Source organism: Micromonospora sp. CNZ297, assembly GCF_007827625.1.
The window spans coordinates 1-23237 of the sequence record NZ_VISU01000038.1 but is presented as its reverse complement, the minus strand read 5'-3'; the positions used below and the strand labels follow the sequence as shown (position 1 = coordinate 23237).

17 protein-coding genes are annotated in these 23237 nt (G+C 72.7%); 4 read left to right on the top strand and 13 right to left on the bottom strand.

Features of this window, described 5'->3' with window-relative positions; genetic code table 11:
- Positions 1 to 29: 29 nt before the first annotated feature.
- From FB454_RS32905 to FB454_RS32895, 3 genes are all read right to left on the bottom strand, one after another.
- The gene (locus FB454_RS32905; protein WP_013285701.1) at positions 30 to 848 is read right to left on the bottom strand and encodes an endonuclease/exonuclease/phosphatase family protein; all 819 of its coding nucleotides are present in this window, start codon (positions 846 to 848) and stop codon (positions 30 to 32) included.
- Between the two features lie 124 nt (positions 849 to 972).
- Entirely contained in the window at positions 973 to 2928 is a 1956-nt protein-coding gene (locus FB454_RS32900) for an elongation factor G (protein ID WP_013285700.1), read from the bottom strand.
- A 107-nt stretch (positions 2929 to 3035) separates the two neighbouring features.
- Positions 3036 to 4079 carry a glycoside hydrolase family 113 protein gene (locus tag FB454_RS32895; RefSeq protein WP_013285699.1) on the bottom strand — a complete coding sequence of 348 codons (1044 nt, stop codon included), beginning with the start codon at positions 4077 to 4079 and terminating at the stop codon, positions 3036 to 3038.
- 63 nt (positions 4080 to 4142) lie between these two features.
- Between FB454_RS32895 and FB454_RS32890 the strand changes: the two genes are divergently transcribed.
- On the top strand, positions 4143 to 4724 hold the full coding sequence (locus FB454_RS32890) for a TetR/AcrR family transcriptional regulator (protein WP_013477236.1): 582 nt from the start codon (positions 4143 to 4145) through the stop codon (positions 4722 to 4724).
- 9 nt (positions 4725 to 4733) lie between these two features.
- Here the strand turns inward: FB454_RS32890 and FB454_RS32885 are convergent, their stop codons facing one another.
- Positions 4734 to 4925, bottom strand: coding sequence for a hypothetical protein (locus tag FB454_RS32885; RefSeq protein WP_143025315.1), 192 nt, complete (start codon positions 4923 to 4925; stop codon positions 4734 to 4736).
- Positions 4926 to 5047: 122 nt separating this feature from the next.
- On the opposite strand from FB454_RS32885, the gene FB454_RS32880 reads away from it, so the two are divergent.
- Entirely contained in the window at positions 5048 to 7387 is a 2340-nt protein-coding gene (locus FB454_RS32880) for a lysylphosphatidylglycerol synthase domain-containing protein (protein WP_145824176.1), read from the top strand.
- 55 nt (positions 7388 to 7442) lie between these two features.
- Here the strand turns inward: FB454_RS32880 and FB454_RS32875 are convergent, their stop codons facing one another.
- The 9 genes from FB454_RS32875 to FB454_RS32830 form a co-directional block, all read right to left on the bottom strand.
- Positions 7443 to 9680, bottom strand: a complete 2238-nt coding sequence (locus FB454_RS32875) for a hypothetical protein (protein ID WP_486485490.1) — start codon at positions 9678 to 9680, stop codon at positions 7443 to 7445.
- A 61-nt stretch (positions 9681 to 9741) separates the two neighbouring features.
- Positions 9742 to 10641 (bottom strand): SDR family NAD(P)-dependent oxidoreductase, encoded by a 900-nt coding sequence (locus FB454_RS32870; protein WP_222433957.1) that lies wholly within the window; start codon positions 10639 to 10641, stop codon positions 9742 to 9744.
- Between the two features lie 113 nt (positions 10642 to 10754).
- Complete coding sequence (locus FB454_RS32860; RefSeq protein ID WP_145824174.1) at positions 10755 to 12413, bottom strand: RICIN domain-containing protein; 1659 nt, start codon at positions 12411 to 12413, stop codon at positions 10755 to 10757.
- A gap of 56 nt (positions 12414 to 12469) precedes the next feature.
- Positions 12470 to 13981 carry a family 43 glycosylhydrolase gene (locus FB454_RS32855; protein ID WP_145824173.1) on the bottom strand — a complete coding sequence of 504 codons (1512 nt, stop codon included), beginning with the start codon at positions 13979 to 13981 and terminating at the stop codon, positions 12470 to 12472.
- A gap of 23 nt (positions 13982 to 14004) precedes the next feature.
- Entirely contained in the window at positions 14005 to 15474 is a 1470-nt protein-coding gene (locus tag FB454_RS32850; RefSeq protein WP_145824172.1) for a family 43 glycosylhydrolase, read from the bottom strand.
- 250 nt (positions 15475 to 15724) lie between these two features.
- A complete protein-coding gene (locus tag FB454_RS32845; protein ID WP_013285689.1) occupies positions 15725 to 16177 on the bottom strand; it encodes an OsmC family protein in 453 nt (150 codons plus the stop codon).
- The gene (locus tag FB454_RS32840) at positions 16170 to 16985 is read right to left on the bottom strand and encodes a TIGR02452 family protein (RefSeq protein ID WP_013285688.1); all 816 of its coding nucleotides are present in this window, start codon (positions 16983 to 16985) and stop codon (positions 16170 to 16172) included. The genes FB454_RS32845 and FB454_RS32840 overlap by 8 nt, the downstream gene beginning before the upstream one ends.
- Positions 16986 to 17116: 131 nt before the next feature.
- Entirely contained in the window at positions 17117 to 18814 is a 1698-nt protein-coding gene (locus FB454_RS32835) for a GMC family oxidoreductase (RefSeq protein WP_145824171.1), read from the bottom strand.
- 42 nt (positions 18815 to 18856) lie between these two features.
- Entirely contained in the window at positions 18857 to 20137 is a 1281-nt protein-coding gene (locus tag FB454_RS32830) for an ABC1 kinase family protein (RefSeq protein ID WP_486485489.1), read from the bottom strand.
- Positions 20138 to 20602: 465 nt separating this feature from the next.
- Here FB454_RS32830 and FB454_RS32825 point away from each other — a divergent pair, with 465 nt between their 5' ends.
- Entirely contained in the window at positions 20603 to 21811 is a 1209-nt protein-coding gene (locus tag FB454_RS32825; protein WP_013285685.1) for a HEAT repeat domain-containing protein, read from the top strand.
- A gap of 358 nt (positions 21812 to 22169) precedes the next feature.
- Positions 22170 to 23063, top strand: coding sequence for a helix-turn-helix domain-containing protein (locus FB454_RS32820; protein WP_013285684.1), 894 nt, complete (start codon positions 22170 to 22172; stop codon positions 23061 to 23063).
- Positions 23064 to 23237: the final 174 nt, after the last annotated feature.

Sequence of the window (23237 nt, the reverse complement as noted above, 5' to 3'; positions counted from 1 at the left end):
CCAATTCCGCCACGTGTCCGGAGGCCTCGTCAGTACCGTCCCGGTGGCGGCGCCGGCCACGAGCGGATCATGGTCGCCAGCAGCGCCGGATGGTCGGTCGCCCCGCGCATGTCCACCGCGCGGCGGCAGCAGATCGTCACGCCGCTCGACGCCAGGATCTGCTGGCGGCCGCCGTCGTCGATCCGCCGGTAGCCCACCGGCACGCACGACCGCACGTCCGGCATGCCTCCGGCCCGCAGGTTGAGGTCACCGCCGAGGACGGTCGGCGCGCCGACGGCGCCGCCCCGGACGCCCGGCACGACGGTGCCGAGCAACTGCCCGCACTGGGCCAGCGCCACCTGGCCGCTGGTGTTCGCCAGGTGCGTGGTGCACGCGTGCAGCCCGTCGGCCCGGACACAGAGCCAGACCCGCTCCTCAGGGTCGGTCAGGTCCTGCGCCGGATAGGTCCCCCGGTGCACCGACGGCCGCGTGTCGCGGGCGTCGAGGCGGGCCAGCAACCCGATCCCGTACGGCTCGCCGTTGTTGCACCGGGTGGGACCGCCGGAGGGGCGGTCACCGGCGGCCTGGAACGCGGACACCGTCGTGCCACCGGCACGGACGGCCCGCAGCGTACGCGCAAGCGTCACCACGTCGTCGCGGCAGACCTCGTTGAGCGTGACCACGTCGGGCAGTTCCGCAGCGATGACGTCGGCGGCCTGCGGGACGGCCCGGCCGGTGTAGCAGCCGGCCCGGCCGCTGTTGCACAGGTTCATCTGGAGCACCCGCAGCGTCCCCGCGCCGGCGGCGCCGGCGTCCGAGGATCCAGCCGGTAGCCCGGCAACGACGAGCAGACACACCGCGGTCAGCACCCGGCGGACACGCCGGGCGAGGTGGGTGACCGGCTGCGCTGACAGCGGGGCTCCAACGGGTACGGGCGGCGGCGGGCGCCGGTGATCCTATCGCCGCAACGCTCCCGTCACCGCCCGGCGCGGCCTACCTCGGTACGGCCCGGAACCACGCCTCCCGGTCGTCCGGGTCCGGTCCGCGCCGGGGCAGTGTCGGGGGTTCCTCGCCGGTGACCGGCGCGTAATGGTCGAAGGTGGTGGTCAGCACCGCCTCGCCGCCGGTGAGGTCGGGCAGGGCGGCGACGACCCGCGGCACCCGGGCGGACGGCAGGGTGCCGCTCACCTCCAGGTAGCCGCCAGCGACTGCGGTGTCGTGGACGACCGCGCCGAGCCGGCCGAGCAGCGCCAGCACCGTCTCGACCGCGTGCCGGGGCAGGTTGACGTCGAACCGCTCGATCGGCTGGCACACCCGCGTACCGGCCTGCCGCAGCGCGGCGGCGACCACGACCGGGGCGAGGTTGCGGAAGTCCGCCGCCACCGTCGATATCGACTTGTCGAACTTCTGGTGCGGCCTGCTCTGCCGGGGCCAGTACCGGGACGCCGTCATGGTGACAGTGCAGTCGGTGACCGGCCAGCCGTGCCGGCCCTGCCGCAGCGCGGCCCGCACGCCCTCCTCGGTGGCGGCGACGAAGGCGGGTGGCAGCCGGCCCGGCTCGATCCCGGGACGGAACTCGATGCCGTGCCCGGCCGGTGCGGCGTCGATGCGCAACCCCAGCCCGGCCAGGTACGGGTTGCCGCGCTCGCGCAACCGCTCCTCGGCGGCGCCGGTGCCGGCGACCCGTTCGATGCAGGCGGTGAGCGTGCCGGAGAACCGCACCCGGACGCCGTAGCGGTCCTCCATCAGGGCGGCGAGGACCTCCTTCTGGACCTCGCCGTGCAGGCGGATCACCGCTTCCGCCTGCTGCTCGTCGAGGCGCAGGTCCACGAGCGGGTCCTCGTCGGCCAGCTCGGCCAGGCCGGCGAACATCGCCAGGCGCTGCGCCGGGTCGACCGGCTCGACGACCGCCTGCCGGGTCGGTGGCGGGAACCGGTAGCCGTGCCGCCGTGGCGGGTCGCCGATGTGCTGGCCGATCCGGGCCGACACCCCGCGTACCGCCGCGATCTGCCCGGCGGAGACCGACCGGCGCACCAGCACGCCGGCGGGCTCGATGACGGCGATCTCGGTGACCGGCTCCGGACGACCGCCGGCGAGCTGCACCCGGTCCCGCACCCGCAGACGCCCGGACCACAACCGCAGCCAGGCGCGCCGGCCGCGCCCGTCCCGGTCGACGGCGAAGACGGTGCCCGCCGGCGGACCGTCCCGCGCCTCGCCGTGCGGGAGCAGGTCGGCCAGGACGTCGCACAGCCGGCGTACCCCGGCACCGGTGATGGCCGAGCCGCACACCGCCGGGACCAGCTCGGCGCCTCGTACCGCGCGGCGGAGCGCCCGGCGGACGTCGCGGACACGTACCGGCCGGTCGGTCAGCCAGCGTGCCGCCACCGCGTCGTCGACCTCGGCCACCTCCGCCACCACGGGTTCGGCGTCGAGGTCCACGGCATGCACCAGGGCCTCGCGGCTGCCCTGGCCGGTGACAGTGGTGAGCAGGACCGGCCGCGCCCCGAGCCGCTGCCGCACCTGGGCCGTCGCCCGGTCCACGTCGGCGCCGCCACGGTCCACCTTGTTGAAGAAGAACACAGTCGGTACGCCGATGCGGCGCAGCGCCCGCCAGATGGCGACGGTCTGCGGCTGGACGCCCTCCACGCTCGACACCACGAGCACTGCAGCGTCGAGGACGGCCAGCGACCGCTCGACCTCCGCGATGAAGTCGGGGTGGCCGGGGGTGTCCAGCAGGTTGATGCTGAGGTCACCGATGGTGATCGAGGTGACGGCCGCCCGGATGGTGATGCCGCGGCGGCGTTCCAGCTCCATCGAGTCGGTCCGGGTCGTGCCGGCGTCGACGCTGCCCGGCTCGGCCACCGCGCCCGCCTCGTAGAGCAGGCGTTCGGTCAGGCTGGTCTTTCCGGCGTCAACATGCGCGACGATTCCGAGGTTCAACAGGGCCAAGGCGGAGCTCCACGGTAGGACGGGCAAGGGTCCGAAGCGTGGAAGCTGCTCGCATTGTCTCTCCTGGTGACAGTCGTGGTGGCGGCGCTCGCCGCCGGTGCGCAGTCCTACTTTGCCCGTCCGCCGCGACCACCACCACCGAATTCGGTCCGGCTCAGCGCACGGACGCGGCCGTATTCGGCCAGGGCGTGAAAGGCGGCCTTGGGCGTCCACGAGCCGTCCGGCAGCACGCGCACGATCCCCCGTGACGCCAGGTCGTAGTCGTGCTCGGGGTCGCCGGTGGTCGGCAGGTGCCGGTTCGCGAACGTGTACACGAACGCCGCCTCCGCCCCGCCGGCCTCGTAGTCACGCAGCAGGTCGACGAGGTAGCGTGCCTGGCCCTCCTCGTCGCGCTCCAGCTCCGCGGTGAGCTTCGCCGCACGGCCGTGCTCGTCGTAGGCCACGGGCTCCGTCGCGCCCGCGACGTCGGCCGCGCCGCGGAACGTGCAGCAGCCGAACTCGGTCGCCGCGTACGGCTTGCCCTGCCCCACGGCCGCCGCCAGGGACTGCGGGAACACCGCGGAGTTGGTCGCGTCACGGTAGCCGGCGTCGCTGGCGATGATGTCGAAGGCCGTCCAGTCGACGTCCTCGAGCGGGATCGAGGCGTACCCGACGGGGCCGCCGAAGCGCTCCCGCACCGCGGGCACCGCTTCCGCGAGGAAGTCGCGCACCGCCGCCCGCGCGGCGGGGACCGCCTCCCGCATCCGCATCGGGTCGGTGAACACCGCCATGCGCTCGGTCAGGTCACGGCCGGGCAGGAAACCGTCGGTGAACAGGGAGATCTCGGAACCGGTGAGGTAGACGACCGGGGCGCCGTCACGCCGCAGCCGCTCGGCCCGCTCGGCGCCGTCGAGCAGGAACGCCATGAGGCCGTCGCGGTCCAGGCCGTTGGTGAACGGGCAGTACCACACCTCCAACCCCGCCTCGGCCGCCAGCCGCGCGGTCAGCTCCAGCCGGTCCTGCACGCCGCCGGTGACGCGGACCGCGTCGCAGCGCAGCTCGTCGCGGATGACACGCAGGTCGCTGCGCACGACGTCGGGGTCGAACGGCTCGTGGGTGGTGGATCCGGCGCTGACGAAGCCGGTGTCGTAGTTCATGCCGAAGACGCGCATCGAGAACTCCACTCTTAGGGTACGACGCGTACCCTATAAGGTACGGCGCGTACCCTGCAAGGCATGAGCAGGAGGCGACGGGGCGAGGAACTGGAACAGGCGATCCTGCGGGCCGCGGCGGAGGAACTACGCGAGTCCGGATACGCGGGGATGACGATGGACCGGGTGGCCGCCCGCGCCGGAACCAACAAGAACGCCATCTACCGCCGGTGGCCGCACCGGGCGGCGCTCGGCGTCGCGGCGTACCGCCACCTGTCCGACGCGGCCATGCCGAATCCGGACACGGGCACGCTGCGAGGCGACGCGCTCGAGATGCTCCGGCTCGCGAACGAGACGTGGTCGTCGCCGCACGGGGCCGTCCTGCGCGGCCTGCTCGCCGCCGCGGCCGACGATCCGGAGCTGCTCACGCTCATGCGCGAACGATCCGGCGCCGACACCATGGACCGTGCGTGGACCGGGATGCTGGAACGGGCCGCGGCCCGGGGCGAGGCGCCTGCGGCGGCCGTCCGTCACCGGGTGGCGACGGTACCGATGATGCTGCTGCGCGCCGAGTACGCGATGCGCGGCGTCCCGTCCGTCCCCGACGAGGTGCTGGTCGAGATCGTGGACGAGGTGTTCCTGCCCCTGGTACGTGGTCGCGGCTGACGCCACAGTTCATCGGCGGGCCCGCGCGATGTCGAGGCGCCGGCGCAGCACCCGTGGAGCGCGGGCGAGCACCCGGGCCGTACCGGCGGCCGCCACCGCCCACAGCGGCAGCGCGCCACCGTGGGCCACCAGGACGATCACCAGCGTCAGGACGAGGACCGGCGGCAGCCCGACGAGCGTCTCCACCGCCGTGTCCACCACCACCTGATCGTCGCCCCCAACGGGTTGACCGGTGGCGAACCGGAGCATCCGCCGGGTCGGCGATCCGTAGGGTTCGGATCGACAGCAGGCATCTGCGCCGACTGAGGGGCGGCCGAGGACCGGTGGCAGCGCGTACGCATCGCCCGTCGCCCGCCCTGCTGGTCAGCCTGGCCACCTCGACCGGTCTGCTGGCAGCGCTGAGCGCGGCCGTCCGGAGCAGCCGGGTGCCGCCCTGGGAACGGGACCTGTTCGCCCTCCTCAACCACCTTCCCGCCGGGCTGACTCCGGTCCTGGTCCTGGTCATGCAGCTCGGCTCCTACCCGGCGGTGTTCGTCGCCGCCACCGCGGCCGTCCTGGCCCGCCGGATCGGCACGGCGTGGAGCCTGCTGCTGGCCGGGAACCTGGCGTACTGGCTCGCGGTCGCCGCCAAGGCCGCGGTCGCCCGGCAGCGGCCGGCGGCGTTGCTCACCGATGTGGTCCTGCGGGAGACGATCACCGGGCGGTACGGATACCCCTCGGGACACGTCGCGGTCGCCACCGCCCTGGCGCTCGTCGCGGCGCGGGCCGGGGGCACCCGGTGGCGCCGGGCGGCCTGGGTGGCGATCGCCCTGGTGGCCGGGGCCCGGATCCACGTCGGGGCGCACCTGCCGGTCGACGTGGTCGGCGGGTTCCTCGTCGGCTGGCTCGCGGTCTGCGTGACACGGCTCGTGGTCGGCGAGGTCGGGCCGCAGCGGTCGGTGCCCGCCCTGCGGGCGGCGCTGCGGCGGCGCGGGATCGACGTGGCAGGGCTGACGCCGATCCACGGTGACGCCCGGGGTTCGCAGCCGTGGCGGGCGGTCACCACCGGCGGGCGGCAGTTGTTCGTCAAGGTGACCGGCGGCGAGCAACGCGACGCGGACTGGGCCTACAAGCTCTACCGCCGGGCGCGGTACCGGCACGTGGCCGACGCGCCCCCGTATCTGAGCGCCCGCCAGCAGAGCGAACACGAAACCTGCATGACCCTGCTGGCCGAGCGCGGAGGCGTGCGGATCCCGGCGGTCGTCACGACCGCCGCGATGTCCGGCGGGGACGCCGTCCTGGTGCAGGAGTTCATCGACGCCGCCCCGCTGCACGCCGTCGTCGGACCGGTCCCGCCCGCCGCCGTGCGCGACGCGTGGGACCAGGTGGGTCGCCTGCACCGGGCCGGCATCGCACACCGCGACCTGCGCGCCGCGAACGTGCTCGTCGGCCGGGACCACGTCTACCTGGTGGACCTGGGCTTCGCCGCCGACGACGCCCCGGCCGACCAGCGGGCCCGTGACGTCGTCGAGCTGATGGTCGCGCTGTCCACGCGGGCGGACCCCGCCGCCGTGGTCGCCGCCGCGGTCGACCGTCTGGGCGCCGCGGCGGTCGCGGACAGCGTGCCGTTCCTGCAACCCGCGGTGCTGTCCCGCGCCGGCCGCAGCGCCCTGCGCGGCCGTCCCGGCATGCTCGACAGCCTCCGTCAGGAGATCGTGCGGCGCTGCCCCGACCGCGACCGCCCGGCGGCGAAGGTGGTCCGGTTCAACCGCCGCACCGTCCTGGAGCTGCTGATCCTGGGGCTGATCGTGCACCTGCTGCTCCCGCAGCTCGGCGAGATACGCACCGCGGCGCGTCTCATCCTGCACGCCGATCCGCTCGCGGTCGCCGCGGCGCTGCTCGGCTCAGCCCTGACCTACCTGCTCAGCGGCGCCGTGCTCCGGCTCGCCGCGGCCAAGCGGATCCCGCTGGGCGAGGCCACCCTGGTGCAGGTGGCCGCGTCGTTCGCCAACCGGCTGGCTCCCGGCAGCCTCGGCGGCGCCGCGCTCAGCCTGCGGTACCTGCACCAGAGAGAACTCACCACCGCCGACGCGGCCACTGCCGTCGGTGTCTCCCGCGCCGCCGGTGCGGTGTCGGTCGTGCTGCTCCTGCCGGTGCTGCTGCCGTTCGCCCGCCGGCCCGCCCGCATCCTCACCCATGACGCGACCAGGGCGATACCGCTGCTGCTGGGCGCCCTGGCTGTGCTGCTCGTCCTGGCGGCCGTCCTCGCCGCGCCACGGCTCCGGCGGCGCGGACGCGACGCGGCCGGCCAGGTCGTCACCGCCCTGCGCGCCCTGACCCGTCAGCACGGCCTGTGGTGGCTCGTCGTCGCGTCCACGGCGCTCACGCTCACCTACGGCCTCTGTCTCTACCTCGCGCTTCTCGCCACCGGCCCGCTCCCCCTCGCGCACCTGCCCCCGGTGATCCTGGTCTGCCTCGTCGGCGAGGGCGTCTCGTCCGCCGCGCCCACCCCCGGCGGGCTCGGCGCCACCGAGGCCGCGCTCGTCTCCGGGCTGCTGCTCTACGGAGTGCCACTGGACGCCGCCGTCGCGGGCACCCTGATCTACCGTCTCGCGACGTTCTGGCTCCCGGTACCGCCGAGGTATCTGGCCTTCCGGCTCCTGACCCGCCGCCGGCTGCTGTGAGCGCCGGGCGGCCGCCGGTCGTCGCGGTGGCGCGGCGGCGGTACGCGGGGCGGCCTCAGCCGGGGGCACCGGCCCGGATGTCGTCGACGAGTTCCCGCACGGCCTCCCGGTACTCCGGCTCGGTGTGGTAGTGCCAGTGGCGTTCGACGGGTGGCGGCACGGTGTCCGGCGCCTCCACGACGACGCTGCGCGGATCCCGCAGCCGGACGTCGACCGCCTCGGCGGCCGGGGGCAGGTGGGCCCGCAGACCCGGCTCGGCGAAGATCGGGCCGCCGATCGGATCGGTGTCGCGCCACAGGTTGCGCCAGCGCCAGCCGATCCGGTCGCCGACGTCGCGCAGCGCCTCCTCACCGAGATAGGCGGGGTAGAGGCGGGCGTAGATGCGGTTCAGTGGACTGCCGTGGGTCAGCAACGCGACGTGGGGCAGGGCCTCCGGCGGCAGTTGCAGGACGGTGGCGGCGGCCAGGACGGAGCCGTGGCTGTGTCCGGAGATCACCACCGGTCCCTGCGCGGCGAGCGCGGAGACCCGCCGGGCCAGCTCCGGTACGGCGCGGGCGGCGTAGCACGGCGGCGCGAACGGGTGCACCGTACGCGGCCAGAACGTGCCCAGGTCCCACAGGACGCCGACGAGCCGGCGGGTCTCCGGCGACCGGTACGCCCGGTAGCCCAGGATCAGCAGCCCGATGACGAGCAGACTGATGGCCCAGATGCCGACGTCCGTCACGTACGCGGTCAGCACGGCGAGCGTGTCGTGCCGGCGGCCGAGGCGGGCAACGAGCTGGGTCGGGCCGATCCCGATCAGGTCGAGCGCGACGGTGGCGAGCCCGACCGACGAGATCACGAAGAACGCCACGAACGTCGGCCCCAGTTCGTCGGTCACGAAGGACCGGGCGATCGTCGAGCGGACCGCGTCGAGTCGTGGTGTCGCCTCGGCGGGCGCGTCGGGATAGTCGTGCTCGACCACGTGCCGCGCGTACGCCCGCCGCCGGCGCCGGGCCACCGGCAGGGTGACGGCGATCGCCGCGCTGACGACCAGCAGAGCGGCGAGCCCGGCCAGCGCCGCCCACCAGTACCCGACGGGTGGTTCCAGCGGGCCCAGGGCGGGTGGGTTGTTCCGGATCGGGTCGGGGATACGGCCCCGGTCGAGCTGGTCCGCCGTCCGGAACACGAGCGTGGCCGTGTAGGCCGAGGCGACGGTGACCGACATGGCGGCGACCATCGGTGTGCCGAGCCCCCGGAGCAGGGCGCGGGAACCGGCCGGCCGGGCGCGCCGGCGCACGAGCGTCACCGCGGCGATCAGGACCAGCATCAGGCCCTGCGCCGCGACCAGACCGGCGACGGCGCCCTCGTAGCCGGGCATCTGCCCGGCCGGCACGGGCACCTCCCGCCGGGACACGGCGTACCCCAGGCTCGACACGGTGGCGACCGCGACCAGGATCCAGACCACGCGGCGCAACGGCCCGGCCCGCCCGGCGGGGACCGTCACTGTCAGCAGCACGGCGCAGAGGACCACGAGCCCGGCGGTGAGGCCGAGCAGCCCGACGGCGACGGCGCTCCACCGGCCGTGCGACACCGCGACGACGAGGCTGACGCCGACGGTGCCGGCACCGAGACCCACGTGGATCTGGCGCAGCCACGAGGTCATCTGCTCGTCGTGCCAGACCCCGGGGGCGGCGAGACTCCCGGTGGACTCCAGGAACCGCCCGCGCGGCGGGGCCGATCCGAAGCCCTCGAAAGCGGCGGCCGACCGCTTCCCGACGGCCCAGAACACCCGCAGCGCCAGCAGCGGGACCAGTGCCAGCACGGCCAGGCGCGGGCCGATCGGCAACGCCACCAGCCACGACAGGTACGGTCTCCCCTCCCGGCACTCCGCGTACGGGACGCACTGCCAGCCGGTCAGGTTCATGGTGACCCCGACCAGCGCCAGCGTGAACGCCACGGTCAGCGATCCGGCCAGCAGGCGGCACAGCCCACCGAGCAGGCCGCAGCGGTCCACCGGCGTGGAACGCATCCACACCGCCAGGTTGCTCAGCATGAACGGCAGCAGCACCAGCATCGACGCCGTACGCACCGCCACCCCGGCGGTCAGGGTTCCCCACCGGTACGCCTCCACCACCACCCCGGCAGTCGCGCCGCCGGCCGAGCCGAGCCCTTCCCGGACCCGGTAGAACCCGGCGTGCCCGTCGCCGGCCACACGCACCACTATCGGATGGTCGACGATCGTCTCCGCCGACGCACCGGACACCCCGTGGATGCGCAGCTCGACGCCTCTGTCGCCGCCGGGTATCTCCACTATCGAAGCGTCACAAAGACGGCCCGCCCCGCGCTGCCGAACGCGGAACAGAGGGCCGCTGTCACCTCATGCCGGCCGCGGCGGCGGTAACCGGGTGCGGACCGGACTGGACGGGAAACCGCACGCCGGTGAGGTCCTCGGAGACGGCCCAGAGCCGCTGCTGGACGGCCGCCTCGTACGACTGCGGGCTGGAGGTGACCAGCCGGGGGTGACCCTTCACCTCGTACCGTCCGCCGGGGCCGTAGTACTGGCCGCCGAGCACGGCGGGGTCGGTGGCGGCCCGCAGCGTGGGCAGCGCGCCCATCGCGGGTGTCTGGGTGATCAGCGGCGCGAGCCAGGTGAGCGGGAGCCGCAGGGCCGCCGGGGTGTTGCGGGCGAGTTCGGTGCTGGACATGCCGGGGTGCGCGGCCACCGCGACGGTGGTGCCGTACGGGGCGAGCCGGCGTTGCAGCTCGTACGTGAACATCAGGTTGGCCAGCTTGGACTGCCCGTAGGCGGCGGCCCGGCCGTACGAGCGCTCGGAGTGCAGGTCGTCGAAGTGGATCGCGGCCCGGATGCGGTGGCCGGTGCTGCTGACCGTCACCACGCGTGAGCCGGGCACCGGCAGCATCAGGTCCAGCAGCAGCCCGGTGAGCGCGAAGTGGCCGAGGTGGTTGGTGCCGAACTGGAGTTCGAAGCCGTCGCGGGTGGTCCGCTTCGGGGTGTACATCACGCCGGCGTTGTTGACCAGCAGGTCGATCCGGCCGAACCGGGACCGCAGCGCCGCCGCGGCGGTGCGGACGGAGTCGAGCGAGGTCAGGTCCAGCGCCTGCACGCTCACGTCGCCGGTCAGGCCGGCCGCGGCCCGCTCGCCCTTCCCGACGTCGCGGACGGCGAGCACGACCGACGCGCCGCGCTCGGCCAGTCGCCGCCGAGCCTTGCGGCGGCCTACCGGGCCGAGCCCGAACTGGCCCGCCTGCACCTGGAGATGGCGGACTCGCTGACGATGGCCCTGACCGCGACCCTGCTGGGCGTGCTGCCCCGGGCCTGACCGGCTGCCCCGCGCGCCACCGGCACTGCGGGGCAGCCGGACCGTCAGCACCAGGTGAGCGTCGAGTTGACCCGCGTGACGTTGCTGATCGTGTTGTTCGCCCCGCCGCACGGGCTCTGGGTGATGTTGGTGTTGGTGACCGTCAGGTTCTGGAAGCGGATACCGGAGGAGATCGGGAACTCGGTCCGCGAGGCGATCCGCACCTCACCACCGCCCGTCACCGTGCCGGACACCCCGGCGATCGTGACGTTGTAGCAGTTCTCCACGAGGATCGAGTTGTTCCCGGTGTTCGAGATCGTCACCCGGTCGATGACCGCGCCGCCGGACTCCGACACGCAGAAGACCCCTCGGCCACCGCCGGACGCGATCACGGTGCCGACCCGGATGTTCGTCGGGTACGAGCTGCCGACCCGGCCGTTGCGGTTGGCCATCCGGAACGCCGCGTACCCGGTTCCGGTGCCGGCGCCCTGCGCGTCGACGGTGCCGACTGTGGCGTTGATCGTGTCGTTGAGCAGCAGACCGGAGTAGCCGGTGTTGCGCGCGGTGACGGTGCCGATCGTCAGACCGTCCACGCCGTACGTCTCCACGCCGTGCGCGCCGGTCCCCGACACGTACACGGTGTCGATCCGCACGTTGCGCACCTTGACCGCCCGGTCGCCGCCGTGGTTGTCGATCCGCACCCCCAGGCCGCCGGACAGCCGCATGTCGATCTGGCCGAGCGTCAGGTTGTTCACGTTGCGCATGAAGATCCCGTACAGCGGCGCCCCGGTGAGGGTCAGGTTCTGCACCTCGACGTCGGTGGTCCCGCGCGAGTACACGGGCGCATAGTCACCCGACCCCGAGCCGGTCACGTTGATCGTGCCGCAGACCGCGAGCGTCGTGTACGACGGCAGCGACAACCGCGACCCCGCGCTCATCGACCCGGAGCCGCGCACCACCACCCGCTGCTTCGCGGTCCGTCCCGCCGGCAGGGAGTTCACCGCTGCCTGCATCGCCGACAGCATGTCGGAGCCCGAGTACACGGTCGACGATCCGTTGCGGGCCGTCCAGGTGCCGCCGTTCAGCACGGCCTCGGCCTGGTAGGAGCCGCTGCCGCACCCGGTGGACGGCGGCGGCGTGGTCGGTGTGCCCGCTCCCACCCGCACCATCTGCCACTGCTGGTTGGTGCCGTTGAGATCGGCGTACTGGCTGACCCGGGCGCCGTCGGCGGTCGACCTCTCCCAGACCTCCAGTGCCTTGCCGGAGTGCCTGTTTATCAACCGGATGTAGCCGCCGTCCGAGTCGCGCACCTGGAACTGCTGGTTGGCGGCGTTGAGGTCGGGCCACTGCCGGTACTCCGCGCCGTCCGCGACGTTCCACTCCCACAGGTCGACCACCTTGCCGCTGTGCCGGGCACGGAGGCGGTAGTAGCCGCTGCCGGAGGAGACGAACTGGAACTGCTGCCACTCGCCGTCGTTGCGGGACCACTGCTGGATCGCCGCGCCGTCGCTGGTCGAGGTGTCCCGGACGTCGAGGACCTTGCCGCTGTTGCGGTTGACGAGCACGTACCAGGCGCTGGTGTCGATGGTGGCCGCCTGCGCCGACGGCGTGGCCACCACTGCCACGCCGATCGCGGTGGCCAGCGCCGCCACCAGGGTCAGCGCCAGGCCGGCGCGCCGGCCCCGGCGGGCGCCGGGCGGCGACGTCACTGCGGGGTTGAGCATCGTTCGACCTCCGAGAAAGGGGTACGCCGAGTCCGGCGCAGCGGTTGTCGGGGCGCCTACTCCAGGTTGAACGTGGCCGCGGCCCGGTCCGCGCCCGTACCCACCGTTTCGAGCTGGAGCAGTCCGTCCCGGTGGCGGACGTACCGGCCGGGGTAGTTCTGCGATTCCAGGGAGAGCCCCTCGGTCGTGGCCAGGCCCGGCCGTCGCTGGAAGCTCGCGTCGCCGTCGAACAGGGCCGAGCCGTCGTCGCGTTCGACGTAGAGAGCGAAGGCCCGGTGCCGCAGGTAGTAACCGGGAAAGTTCGTCGACTCCAGCGACACCGATCCGGCGCCGGCGAGACCGGGGACGAGGCGGAACTGCGAGTCGGCGAGGTTGGTGACGTTCGGTTCGACCCGGGCCCGGTAGTCGTAGTGCCGGACGTAGGCGGCCGGGAGATCGTGCGAGCGCAACCGGACCGGTGTGGCGCCGTCGGGTACGGGGATGCCGAGGTTCGGCGTGCCGTCGGCGTTCCAGTACAGCTTCTGGATCCGGGTCCGCCGGTTCGGGTCGTTGAGCGGATCACCGCTGATGTCCCGGTAGTTGCGGTCGTGGTAGACGAGGATGTCGCTCTGCCCGTCCTCGGAGACGGTGAAGGAGTTGTGGCCGGGGCCGTACTGGCCGGTGGCGGCGTTGCTCGCGAACACCGGGGTCGGGCTCTTGCTCCAGGAGGCGGGGTCGAGCAGGTTCGCGCCGGCCGACGCGGTGAGCATGCCGAGGCAGTAGTTCGCGTCGGTGGCGCTGGCCGAGTACGTGAGGAAGACCCGGCCGTTGCGCTGGATCACAGCCGGTCCTTCGGCGACGCGGTAACCGCGGGTCTCCCAGTCGTACGCCGGCACGACCAGCCGGGCCACCGGGCCGGTGATCTGCCACGGTTCGGCGCCCGTCCGGGCGAGGTAGACGTTGGAGTTGGTGGCGATGCCCGGTTCCTGCTGGGCCCAGGTCAGATACCGCACCCCGTTCACCACGAACGTCGAGGCGTCCAGGCTGAAGGTGTCCCACGGGGTGGTGATCCGGCCGCGTTCGGTCCACGAGCCGGTCAGCGGGTTCGCGCTCGCGTTCTCCAGCACGTACATCCGGATCCGCCACACGTCGTCGGTCCGCCCGGCGGCGAAGTAGACGTACCACCTGCCGTTCATGAAGTGGATCTCCGGGGCCCAGATGTGGGCGCCCATCTCGCCGCTCGTGTGCCGGCGCCAGATCGTCGTCTCCGTGGCGGTGGCCAGCCCTTGCAGCGTGGTGGCCCGCCGGAGCACGATCCGGTCGTACTGCGGCACCGTCGCGGTCATGTAGTAGTAGCCGTCGGTGTGCCTGACGATGTGCGGGTCGGCGCGTTGGTCGACCAGCGGGTTGGCGTAGTTCACCGCGGGCGCCGCCTGCGCGGGGCCGGGCGCGGTGAGACCGGCGGACGCGGTGAGCATCGCGAGCGCCGCGGCCAGGATCGGCCGCAGACGACGGCGGGCCGGGTCGGCGGTGCGGGCCGGGTCGGCGGCCGTGCGGCGGGCCGGGTGGAGAAGGTGACAAGGCGACATGCGCGCCCTCCCTGGTGGCCGGTTCAGTACGCGTAGGGCCAGGCAGCGGCGTCGTAGCCGATGCGGTTGACGCCGAGCAGCGACGCGCCGTTCTCGGCGTAGTAGTGGTAGAAGAGGACGTCGCCGTCGGTGTCGGCGAGGACCGCCTGGTGGCCGGGGCCGTGCACGCTGCCGTGCGAGGCCAGGATCTGCGTGCCGCCCCCGGCGAGCATGTCCCGGCCCGCGCGGTCGACGAACGGCCCGGTGGGGCTCGCCGAGCGACCGACCATGATCCGGTACGTGCTGGCGGCGCCCTGGCAGCATCTGTCGAACGAGACGTACAGGTAGTACCAGGCGCCGCGCTTGACCAGGACGGGCGCCTCGATGCCGGGGCCGTAGTTCGCGAGCGCGTACATGGCGGTGCCGAGCCGGCGTCCGGTGGCCGGGTCGATCGGGATCATCTTGATGCCGGACCAGAACGAGCCGAAGGTGAGCCACCAGCGGCCCTGGTCGTCGACGGTGAGGTTCGGGTCGATGGCGTTGAAGTCGTCGGTGGTCCGCGACTCGACGACGAGCCCCTCGTGGGTCCAGCTCCCGGAGTTCCCGGTGGTGCTGGTCGCCAGGAAGATCGCCGAGCGGTTGGAACCGAACGTCGACGCCGAGTAGTACAGGTGGTAGCGCCCGTCGCGGTACGACAGGTCCGGCGCCCACAGGTTGCGCGCTCCCCCGGTGTACGTGGTGGTCCACGGCGCGCCGCCGGGGAAGACGGCACCCGCGTTGCGGAAGGCGATCCGGTCGGCGGAGGTCTTCAGCGCGATGCCGTCACCGGTGTGCGCGACGAGGTAGGTGCCGTCGGGTCGCTTGACCACCGTCGGGTCGTGGACGCCGATGTCCCCGGTCACCCGGCCGGGCTGCGGGTAGGCCGGTGCCGGGGTGGTGGGCGCAGGGCTGGTGGGTGCCGGGGTCGTCGGCGTGCCGCCGCCCAGCCGGATCAGTTGCCACTGCTGGTTGGCGCCGTCGAGATCGGCGTAGCCGGCCAGCCGGCCACCGTCGGCCGTCGACCACTGCCACACGTCGACGACCTTGCCCCACTGCCGGTTCACGAACCGCACGAACCCGCCCGCGGAGTCCTGCAACCGGAACTGCTGGGTGGCCGACGAGCGGTCGGTGCTCTGCACGAGCTGGGTGCCGTCGCCGCCGTTCGGCAACTCCAGCACCTTTCCGCTGTGCCGGGACCGCACCTTGTAGAACCCGCCGCCGGCGTCCACGAACTGCCACTGCTGCACCGCGAGGTCGTTGCGCGTCCACTGGTTCACCGGCGCGTTCTCCGCGGTCGACCAGCCGTACAGGTCCATCGCCTTGCCGCTGTGCCGGTTCACGACGACGTACGACGCGGAGGTGTCGACTGTCGCCGCCGACGCCGGCGGCATCCCTGCCACCACCCCCGCGGCGAGGACGGCCGCCGCCGAGACCACGACCGCGGCCGTACGCGTCGTCCGAGCGGTCCCTGTCACCGAAACCTCCTGCGCTCGGCCGCCTCCGGCTCCCGGAAGCACGATCGGGGGCGAAGGATGATGGCGGCGGCGTTACGTCCGGGTTACCGGTCATGTTGTCGATAACATCGATATCTGTCAAGGTCTCGCTGATTTCCGCTCCCGCCCGACGTCACATCACGGCGCACTCGTCTCACAGCGCGGGCGGTTAGTTAGCGCTAACAGAGCTGCTGACAGGGCTCCGGCCGCACGCCGGAGCCGCGTCGCCGGCTTAGCGCGGGTCGGCCGGACCCGGGTCGTTCGCGTCCACGATGGAGACCGGAGTGCCCAGCTCCACAGTGCGGGACACGGTGCAGAGCCGGTCGTGCGACTGCCGCAGCGAACGCGGCAGCACCTCTCGTGCCCGGTCACCGTCCGCGCCGTCCGGGAACGTCACCGCGAACGTGACGGTGAGGTTCTCCATCCGGTTCCCGGCCTCCGGGTCACGGATCTTGTCGCCGCTCACCGTGACGGCGAACCGGGTCGGTTCGGCGCGCCGGCTGGTCACGTGGTCGACGTCCACGGCGGTGCAGCCGCCGAGGGCCGCCAGCAGCAGTTCCACGGGCGTGAAGGTCGCGTCCTCCCCCGTACCCATCGACAGCTCGCCACCGCGGGCGTTGCGCGCGACGTATCTGCCCACGCTGGTGCGCTCGATCTCCACCGACCGGAAGGTGTCGTCACTCATGCGACGAACCTACCGAAAAGCGTTCCGCGAACGTGCGGTACACCGGTGTGCCCGGCAACCCGTCACGAACGGCGAACACCACGAGGTCGAACCGGTCGACCACCCGGAGCGCGTCGGCGAACGCACCGGCCACCGTCGCCGGGTCGTTCCGGAACACCCCGCACCCCCACGCGCCCAGCACCACTGTCCGATGCCCGTGCGCGGCCGCCACCTCCAGCACCCGCCGGGCGCGCCGGCCCAGCGCCGCCGGCACGTCCGCGGCGTGCTCCGGCTGATTGCGCACCATCGCGCCCAGGTTGGGCGCCGCCGCGGTCAGGAAGGACGTCGTGTACGGCTGGTCGAGCAGGTCGCCCTTGTCGTCCCGGAACACCGGCACGCCCGGCGAGTAGACGACCCGGTCGCTGTACCGCAGATCCCGCTGCGCCCGGTGGAAGGCGTAGAAGTCGGGCGCCGCGAGCAGACACGGGTACAGCGCGGACGCGCGGGCGATGCTCTCCTCCTGCGCCTTCGCGCCGCCCAGGAACCCGCCGCCCGGGTTCTTCGCCGACGCGAACACCAGACACGCCGCGCCGGGCCCGAGCCGGCGGGCCGCCTGCAACGTCGACTCGTGCGTCACCTCCAGGTCGCCGGTGCCGGGCTTCGCGCCGTCGACGTGGAGGACCTCGTCCGGCAGGTGCTCACGGGTGCCGGCGACGGCGGCGCGTACCGCCGCTTCGATCGCGATGTCCTCGCCGGCATTGTTGCGATAGCGTCCGGCTTCGGTGATCGCGACCGTCTGCCGGGCGATCTCGCGGAGACGGCCACTCATCCGGCATACCCGTCGATGTCGTGCATGATCGGCAATCTAGGCAGTCCCTGCCGCGTCGGGCAACCGATTAGTGGCCGCCGCCGGTCGGCTCGCCGGGTCAAGTCCAGCCGGTCCCGACCGCGGACCGAGGGCTACCGCCCCGCCGGCTCCCCCAGCAGCCGGTCCAGGGCCCGGTCGGCCACCGCCGCGATCGTGAGCGCCGGATTCGGTCCCACCGGCCCGGGCATCGCCGAGCCGTCGAGCACGTAGAGCCCGGGATGACCGAACACCTGGCCGTGCCCGTCGCACACCCCGTCCCCCCGGTGGCGGCCCATCGGCGCGCCCCCGAGCGGATGGACGGTGACCACCCGGCGCAGCCACCACGCGGGGTTGTCGGTGTAGCGGCCACCCAGGACGTCGGCCACCGCTCGCATCGTGGACCGGACCGCCGCGAAATAGCCGGCGCTGGTCCGGGTCGTCCAGTCCACGTCGAGGTGGTCGCCGCGCAGCCGGAACACGCCGTCCGGCACGTCCCGTCCCATACCGAGGAGCGGCAGCGAGCCCGCGGAGAGCCGGCCGTCGCCGAGCAGCCGGGCCAGTCCCCCGCCCAGACCGCTGCGGGGCGAGCCGGTGAGCCGGGCCGACAGCCAGTCCACAGCGAACCGCAGCCGGCGGGCCGGGGCGCCGGACAGCCGGGACGACTCCGCCAGCCAGTCCACGAACCCGGGATAGCCGCCGTCCTGAAGATAGAAGCCGCGGCCCGGAGAGCCGTCCCCGTCGTGCGCGTCCCCCACCCGGATGGCCGTGGTGATGACGGGCCCGCGGCTGGCCGAGAAGCGGGTGGCGTCGCCGCGACGTGGTGGCCGGATCAGCCCGAGCAGATCACCGTTGCCGCTGAACCGGGTGCCGAGTGCCGGGCCGACGGCGGGCAGCCGGTGCCGGTTCCGCAGCAGCAGGTACGTGGTGCCGTACGTGCCCGCGGCGAGCACCAGACGGTCACAGGTGATCGTCCTGCACGGCCGGGCGCGGCCGTCGATCCGCCGGTCCTCGTCGGCCGGGTCGTGGACGAGATACCGGACCTCGTACCCGCCGCGGCGCCGGGGGCGGATCGTCCGGACCTCGGCGCGGGTCCGCAGCTCCGCGCCGTGCCACCGGGCCGCCGACAGGTAGGTGTGGTCGAGGGTGTTCTTGGCGCCGTCGTTGCAGCCGATGTCGCACTCTCCGCACAACCGGCAGGTGCGGCGCGGCGCGGCGTGCAGGTTGCCGTACGCCGGCTCGGCGATCAGCGCGGCCGGGACCGGCTCCGCGCCCGGCCCCGGAGCGAAGCTGACCGCGAGCGGCGGGTACTGGTACGCCAGTCCCAGCCGTTCGGCTGCCGTCCTCATCGCCGCCGCCTTGGGCACCGAGCGGTACGGCGGACGGCCGGCCGGGAACCGGCTGGCGCCCAGCATCCGCTCGACCCGGTCGTAGTGCGGGTCCAGGTCGGCCCGGGTCACCGGCCAGTTCTCATGGCCGGCGCCGGGCACCGGATCCTCGGTGACGAACCAGTGCTCGTCCTTGCGCAGCAGGACGTTCGCGTAGATCAGGGAGCCGCCGCCGAGGCCGCTGGCCACCACCGACTCCAGTCCCCGGAAGGTCCACACGTCGAACAGGCCGTACAGCCCTTCGCTCGGATCCCAGAACGCCCGGCCCATCTCCTGCGGCGTACGCGGGAAGCTGCCCGGCGGGTACGGCCGCCCGCGTTCCAGCACCACGGTGCGGCGGCCCGCCTCCGCCAGCCGGTACGCGGCGACCGAGCCGCCGAATCCGGAGCCGACGACCACCGCGTCGACGTGCTCGTGGGTTTCCATGTTCCGGTCTCCTCTCGGAGCGCGTGGGTCAGGGCGCGTGGGTCAGGGGCGCATGGTCAGGGAGGCCGTTTCCTGGAGTCCGCGGAGCACGTAGGGCACCGCCTCGGCCTGGAAGTCGATGTCCGGCGCCAGTTCGCGCACCGAGCCCTCGAGCACCAGCAGGGCGAGGATCGGGAAGACGAACTGCGGGTCGGCGTACAGGCCGCGGGAGCGCTGGATGGCGAAGAGCGAGGCCGCGAAGGACACCAGGTCGAAGTCCGCGGCCGCGACCGAGCTGTTGCGGGCCACCAGCGCCACCACGTCCTCCCGGAAGCCGTCCCGGTCGTACCCGCCGCCGGGCGCCCGGGCCGTCGACAGCAGGACCTCGGCGCAGCGTCGCCCGTCGTTGCGGCCGAGGTGGTAGAAGAACTCGGCGAAGGTACGGCGCGCGAAGTCGGTCAGACAGCGGACGAAGCCCGCGTCGACGATCACCGCCGTCCCGTCCGCCATCAGGTAGAGGTTTCCCGGGTGCAGGTCACAGTGAACGAAGCCGTCCCGGAAGAGCATCTGGTAGGCGGCCCGCAGCCCGTTGAGCACCGCCGTCCGGCGAGCGCCGGTCGGCTGGGCGTCGCGTACCAGCCCGTCCATCCACTCCGTCACCAGAACCGTGCGGCTGGACAGCTCGGGCACGACGGCCGGCACCCGGACATCGGGCAGGGTGTGCAGGTTCTCCCGCAACCGGGTCAGCGACCGGGCCTCGCGGACGAAGTCGAGTTGCTCGTACACGGCCGCCGAGACCTGGTCGACGATCTCCGCCAGCGGAACCCGGCGCAGCGCCGGCAGCCGGCCCACCGCGCGGGCGACGGCGCCGACCAGAGCCAGGTCGAGCCTCATGGTCCGGTCGATTCCCGGCCGCCGCACCTTGACGGCCACCTCGCGGCCGTCCCTGAGCCGTGCGCGGAAGACGCAGGCGATGCTCCCCGCCGCCGTGAGGGTCAGCCCGGACGCCGCGCCGACGACGGAGCCGGTCAACCTCGGCGGCACGGTCCGGACGACCGCGGCGATGTCGGACGGCGGTGACACCCGGTCGTGCAGCCGGGACAGGCTCCGGCAGAGCCGGGGAGGCAGCACGTCGGACCGGGTGCTCAGCACCTGTCCCAGCTTGACGTAGGCCGGGCCGAGCCCTTCGACGGCATCGGTGAGCGTGGCCGCCACCCGCTCCCGCGGGGCGACCCGGCCGGCGCCGCCCGGACCGGTCCGGCGCAACGCGTCGACCAGCAAACGGGCGCCGAGCCGGCCGGTCCAGCCGGCCAGCAGGACGGCGACCGTTCCCGCCCGGACCACGAGTGACAATCGTACGAACATTGATTCCCGCACCGCTTTCTCCCGACCTCGACGACGGGGGGAACAATAGTTCGCAACGACCCCCGACCGGGTTTCTCGAATGCAGGAGAGCAAGACTTCGCAGTTCTCCGGCATTCGCAGTTACGCGTTCTTGCTGCGCTGCGCCGGACGGTTGACGCCGCGCTACCGCGCTGCCAACCCTGGAGGGGCACCACCGCAGGCGGGGCCATGGCATGTGGAGCAGCGGCCAGCGGAGCCGGCCGCCACCGGGCGGCTTCATGGTTCTTCGCCTGCGGCCCGAATCCTGAACCGGCAATGAGGTCGCGAATGGTTCGCACTCGGTCTGCAGCCGGTGCCCGTATTCGCCATCCGAGGCGGAACCCCCGATGACTGCTCCGCATCGGGATCCGCCGCACGCATAACACAGGCACCGCAATCACCAGAGATGAAAGGGTGATCACGAAAATGACGCTCCAATCCATCGGCCTGTCCACCGGGGGCCGGGACCGCGCGCCGCAGTGGGAGCATTACCTCAAGGGTGACCCGGCGCTGCTGAACAGCGAGTTCGGCGACATCCTGGACCGGGACGCCGTCCGGCTCGACATCCGCACCGACGACCAGGTGGCGTACGAGGCGCTGCACCACCCGGACCCGATGGTTCGCGAGCAGTCGCTGTACCAGGCGATGGACCGCCGGCTGACCGGGACGATCGACCTGATCGCCGAGAGCATCGCCAGCGACGAGAACCGCGAGGTGCGGTGGAACGCGCTGTGGGCGCTGGAGAAGATCGGCGGCCCGCGGGCCCTGCAGGTCATCGAGCGGCACATCGACGACGACGACGCGGACGTCGGCGAGTGGGCGCGGTTGTTCAGCTCCGAGCTGCGCACCGGCGTGCCGGCCTTCGACAACCGGTCGTTCACCTGGGACGGCGACCGGACCTTCGACGAGACGATCCTGCTCAACATCCACTGCGACGTCTACGTCGCCCTGGACGAGACGGGCCGCAACTGGGGCAAGATCTCCCTGTCCCCGCAGGGACTCGCCCGAAGCTACGGGCAGGCGCACGCGTGCCCGAACGTGGACACCCGCAACCAGAAGCTGATCATCAGCAAGACGCTCTCCGGCCTGCACGACGACGGCTCGCCGCACACCGAGAACTTCGTGTTCCGGGGTCTGACGAACCACGCCAACGCCGGTCGGGGCAGCTTCTACTTCGAGTCCCGCGGTCTGCGCCCGGTCTTCCTGTCCGGCCGCGCGGACGACGACAGCCTGGGCCACCGCAACGAGATGGTCGCGGCCAAGCGCAGCGGTGAGTGGACCCTCGACCCGCAGATCCAGATCAAGGGCGAGTCGGCCATCCGCTACGTCCGGGGCCGCGTGCACACCTGGGGGTACGTCAACTTCGACACCATGGCGGGCAGCTCGCTGGAGGAGGTGCTGTTCCCGGGCAACAGCATCCTCGGCACCCTGGACACCCCCACGGGGCCGCTCGCCAACGCGTTCATCGTGGGCACGTTCAAGGGCAAGCTGGTCGACTGGGACGGCGACGGCAAGATCAACGTCAACTCCCTCGACATCTACTCCACGCTCGACGGGGACGTCGACTCCGACCAGGACGGCGTAGCCGACATCCCGGGCGTGCAGTTCTGCCCGCGCACCAACTGGATGAACTGAGCTGATTGGTCTCCGGGGCGGACGGCGAATGCCGGCCGCCCCGGAGCCGTATCTGTGGATTCTTTGGCGGGCCGATGACGACAATCAGTGTCTTTGCCACAGTCAGGTCTTTCCGCCGTCGACATCACGCCATTGGTGAGGACATTAGCAAGATTGCGACTATACGCACAGCGTGACGAGCTGTTGACTGAACGCTCAGCGGCGCAGCCGGCAGAACGTCAGTTCGAGTGCCTGGAGGCGTACGAATCTCGGGCCTTTGTGCCCGGATGAGGACTGGTCGGCGGCAAGGAGAGACGCCCGCCCGGACTCCGTCGGACCACCGTCCGATGCTCAAGTAAATCCTAGGGGAGGCCATACGATGACCACCGCCGATCAAGCATGGCGACAGGGGGGGAACTGTATGGATTGCGCCCAATTCATGACGTGCAGCACCCTGGGCGTCTGCCTCGGCAATCCTACCGACGCGGCCCGGCTGGATTCCGTCACCCGAGCCGTCGAATACATGACTGAATATCTTTCGGAACCTCAGCGGCTGTCCGACATCGCCCAGGCCGCATTGCTCAGCCCGTTCCACTTCCACCGGGTCTTCCGACACGTCACCTCCACCACGCCCGCGCGGTTCCTGACCGCGCTACGGATGGCTCAGGCCCGGAACCTCCTTGTCAATTCGAACCTGTCGGTGACCGAGGTCTGCATGGCCGTCGGCTACTCCAGTCTCGGCACCTTCATCAGCCAGTTCACCCGGCTGACCGGGATGTCGCCGCGTCGGTTCCGGTCCGCGATGTCCGTCTTCGGCCAGGTACGACTGAGCGAGCTGACCGATCCGGCCGCCGACCGCCACTGCGCCCCGGGCCCGGTCGGCGCCGTAACCGGAGGACCGAGCGGCGGCGGGTGCGCGGTGCTGGCGCTGTACCGGTCGGAAGAGCCCGACGACGTCCCGCTGACCTACGGCGTGCTGGAGACCAACCGTCTCAGCCGCATCCGGCCGCTGGCCGACGGGGCGTACCACGCCGTGGCGCTCGGGTTCGACAAGACCTCGACGCTGTCCGACGTGCTCGGCGACAACGGCCGGCAGGTGGAGTTCGTCGGCACGGGCGGCGCACCCATCGTCGTCCGCGGCGGGCGCACCTTCCGGACCTTCCAGGTCGCGCTGCGGCGACCTCGCCCCATCGATCCTCCGCTGCAGCTCACCTCGTCGGTGCTCGCCCTCGCCCAGCGCAGGCGTCCGCAGCTGCTGGCTACCGGCAGCTGACGACGCAGGACGGCGCGTCCCCGACGAGGGGGTGCCGACACCGCGGCGGGGGGGCCCCCCCCCCCCGGCGGGGGGGCCCCCCGGGGGGGCGGGGGGGGGGGGCGCCGCCCCCCCCCCCCGCGGCGCGCCGGCCGCGGGGGCCCCCGCCCCCCCGGGGGGGGGGGGGGGGCCGCC

What these genes read in the sequence shown, in the direction of transcription:
- FB454_RS32895 (WP_013285699.1), bottom strand. Translation starts at nt 4,079, where the DNA reads ATGCGCGTCTTCGGCATGAACTACGACACCGGCTTCGTCAGCGCCGGA.
- FB454_RS32825 (WP_013285685.1), top strand. Translation starts at nt 20,603, where the DNA reads ATGACGCTCCAATCCATCGGCCTGTCCACCGGGGGCCGGGACCGCGCG.
- FB454_RS32820 (WP_013285684.1), top strand. Translation starts at nt 22,170, where the DNA reads ATGACCACCGCCGATCAAGCATGGCGACAGGGGGGGAACTGTATGGAT.
- FB454_RS32840 (WP_013285688.1), bottom strand. Translation starts at nt 16,985, where the DNA reads ATGAGTGGCCGTCTCCGCGAGATCGCCCGGCAGACGGTCGCGATCACC.
- FB454_RS32855 (WP_145824173.1), bottom strand. Translation starts at nt 13,981, where the DNA reads ATGTCGCCTTGTCACCTTCTCCACCCGGCCCGCCGCACGGCCGCCGAC.
- FB454_RS32890 (WP_013477236.1), top strand. Translation starts at nt 4,143, where the DNA reads ATGAGCAGGAGGCGACGGGGCGAGGAACTGGAACAGGCGATCCTGCGG.
- FB454_RS32835 (WP_145824171.1), bottom strand. Translation starts at nt 18,814, where the DNA reads ATGGAAACCCACGAGCACGTCGACGCGGTGGTCGTCGGCTCCGGATTC.
- FB454_RS32860 (WP_145824174.1), bottom strand. Translation starts at nt 12,413, where the DNA reads ATGCTCAACCCCGCAGTGACGTCGCCGCCCGGCGCCCGCCGGGGCCGG.
- FB454_RS32845 (WP_013285689.1), bottom strand. Translation starts at nt 16,177, where the DNA reads ATGAGTGACGACACCTTCCGGTCGGTGGAGATCGAGCGCACCAGCGTG.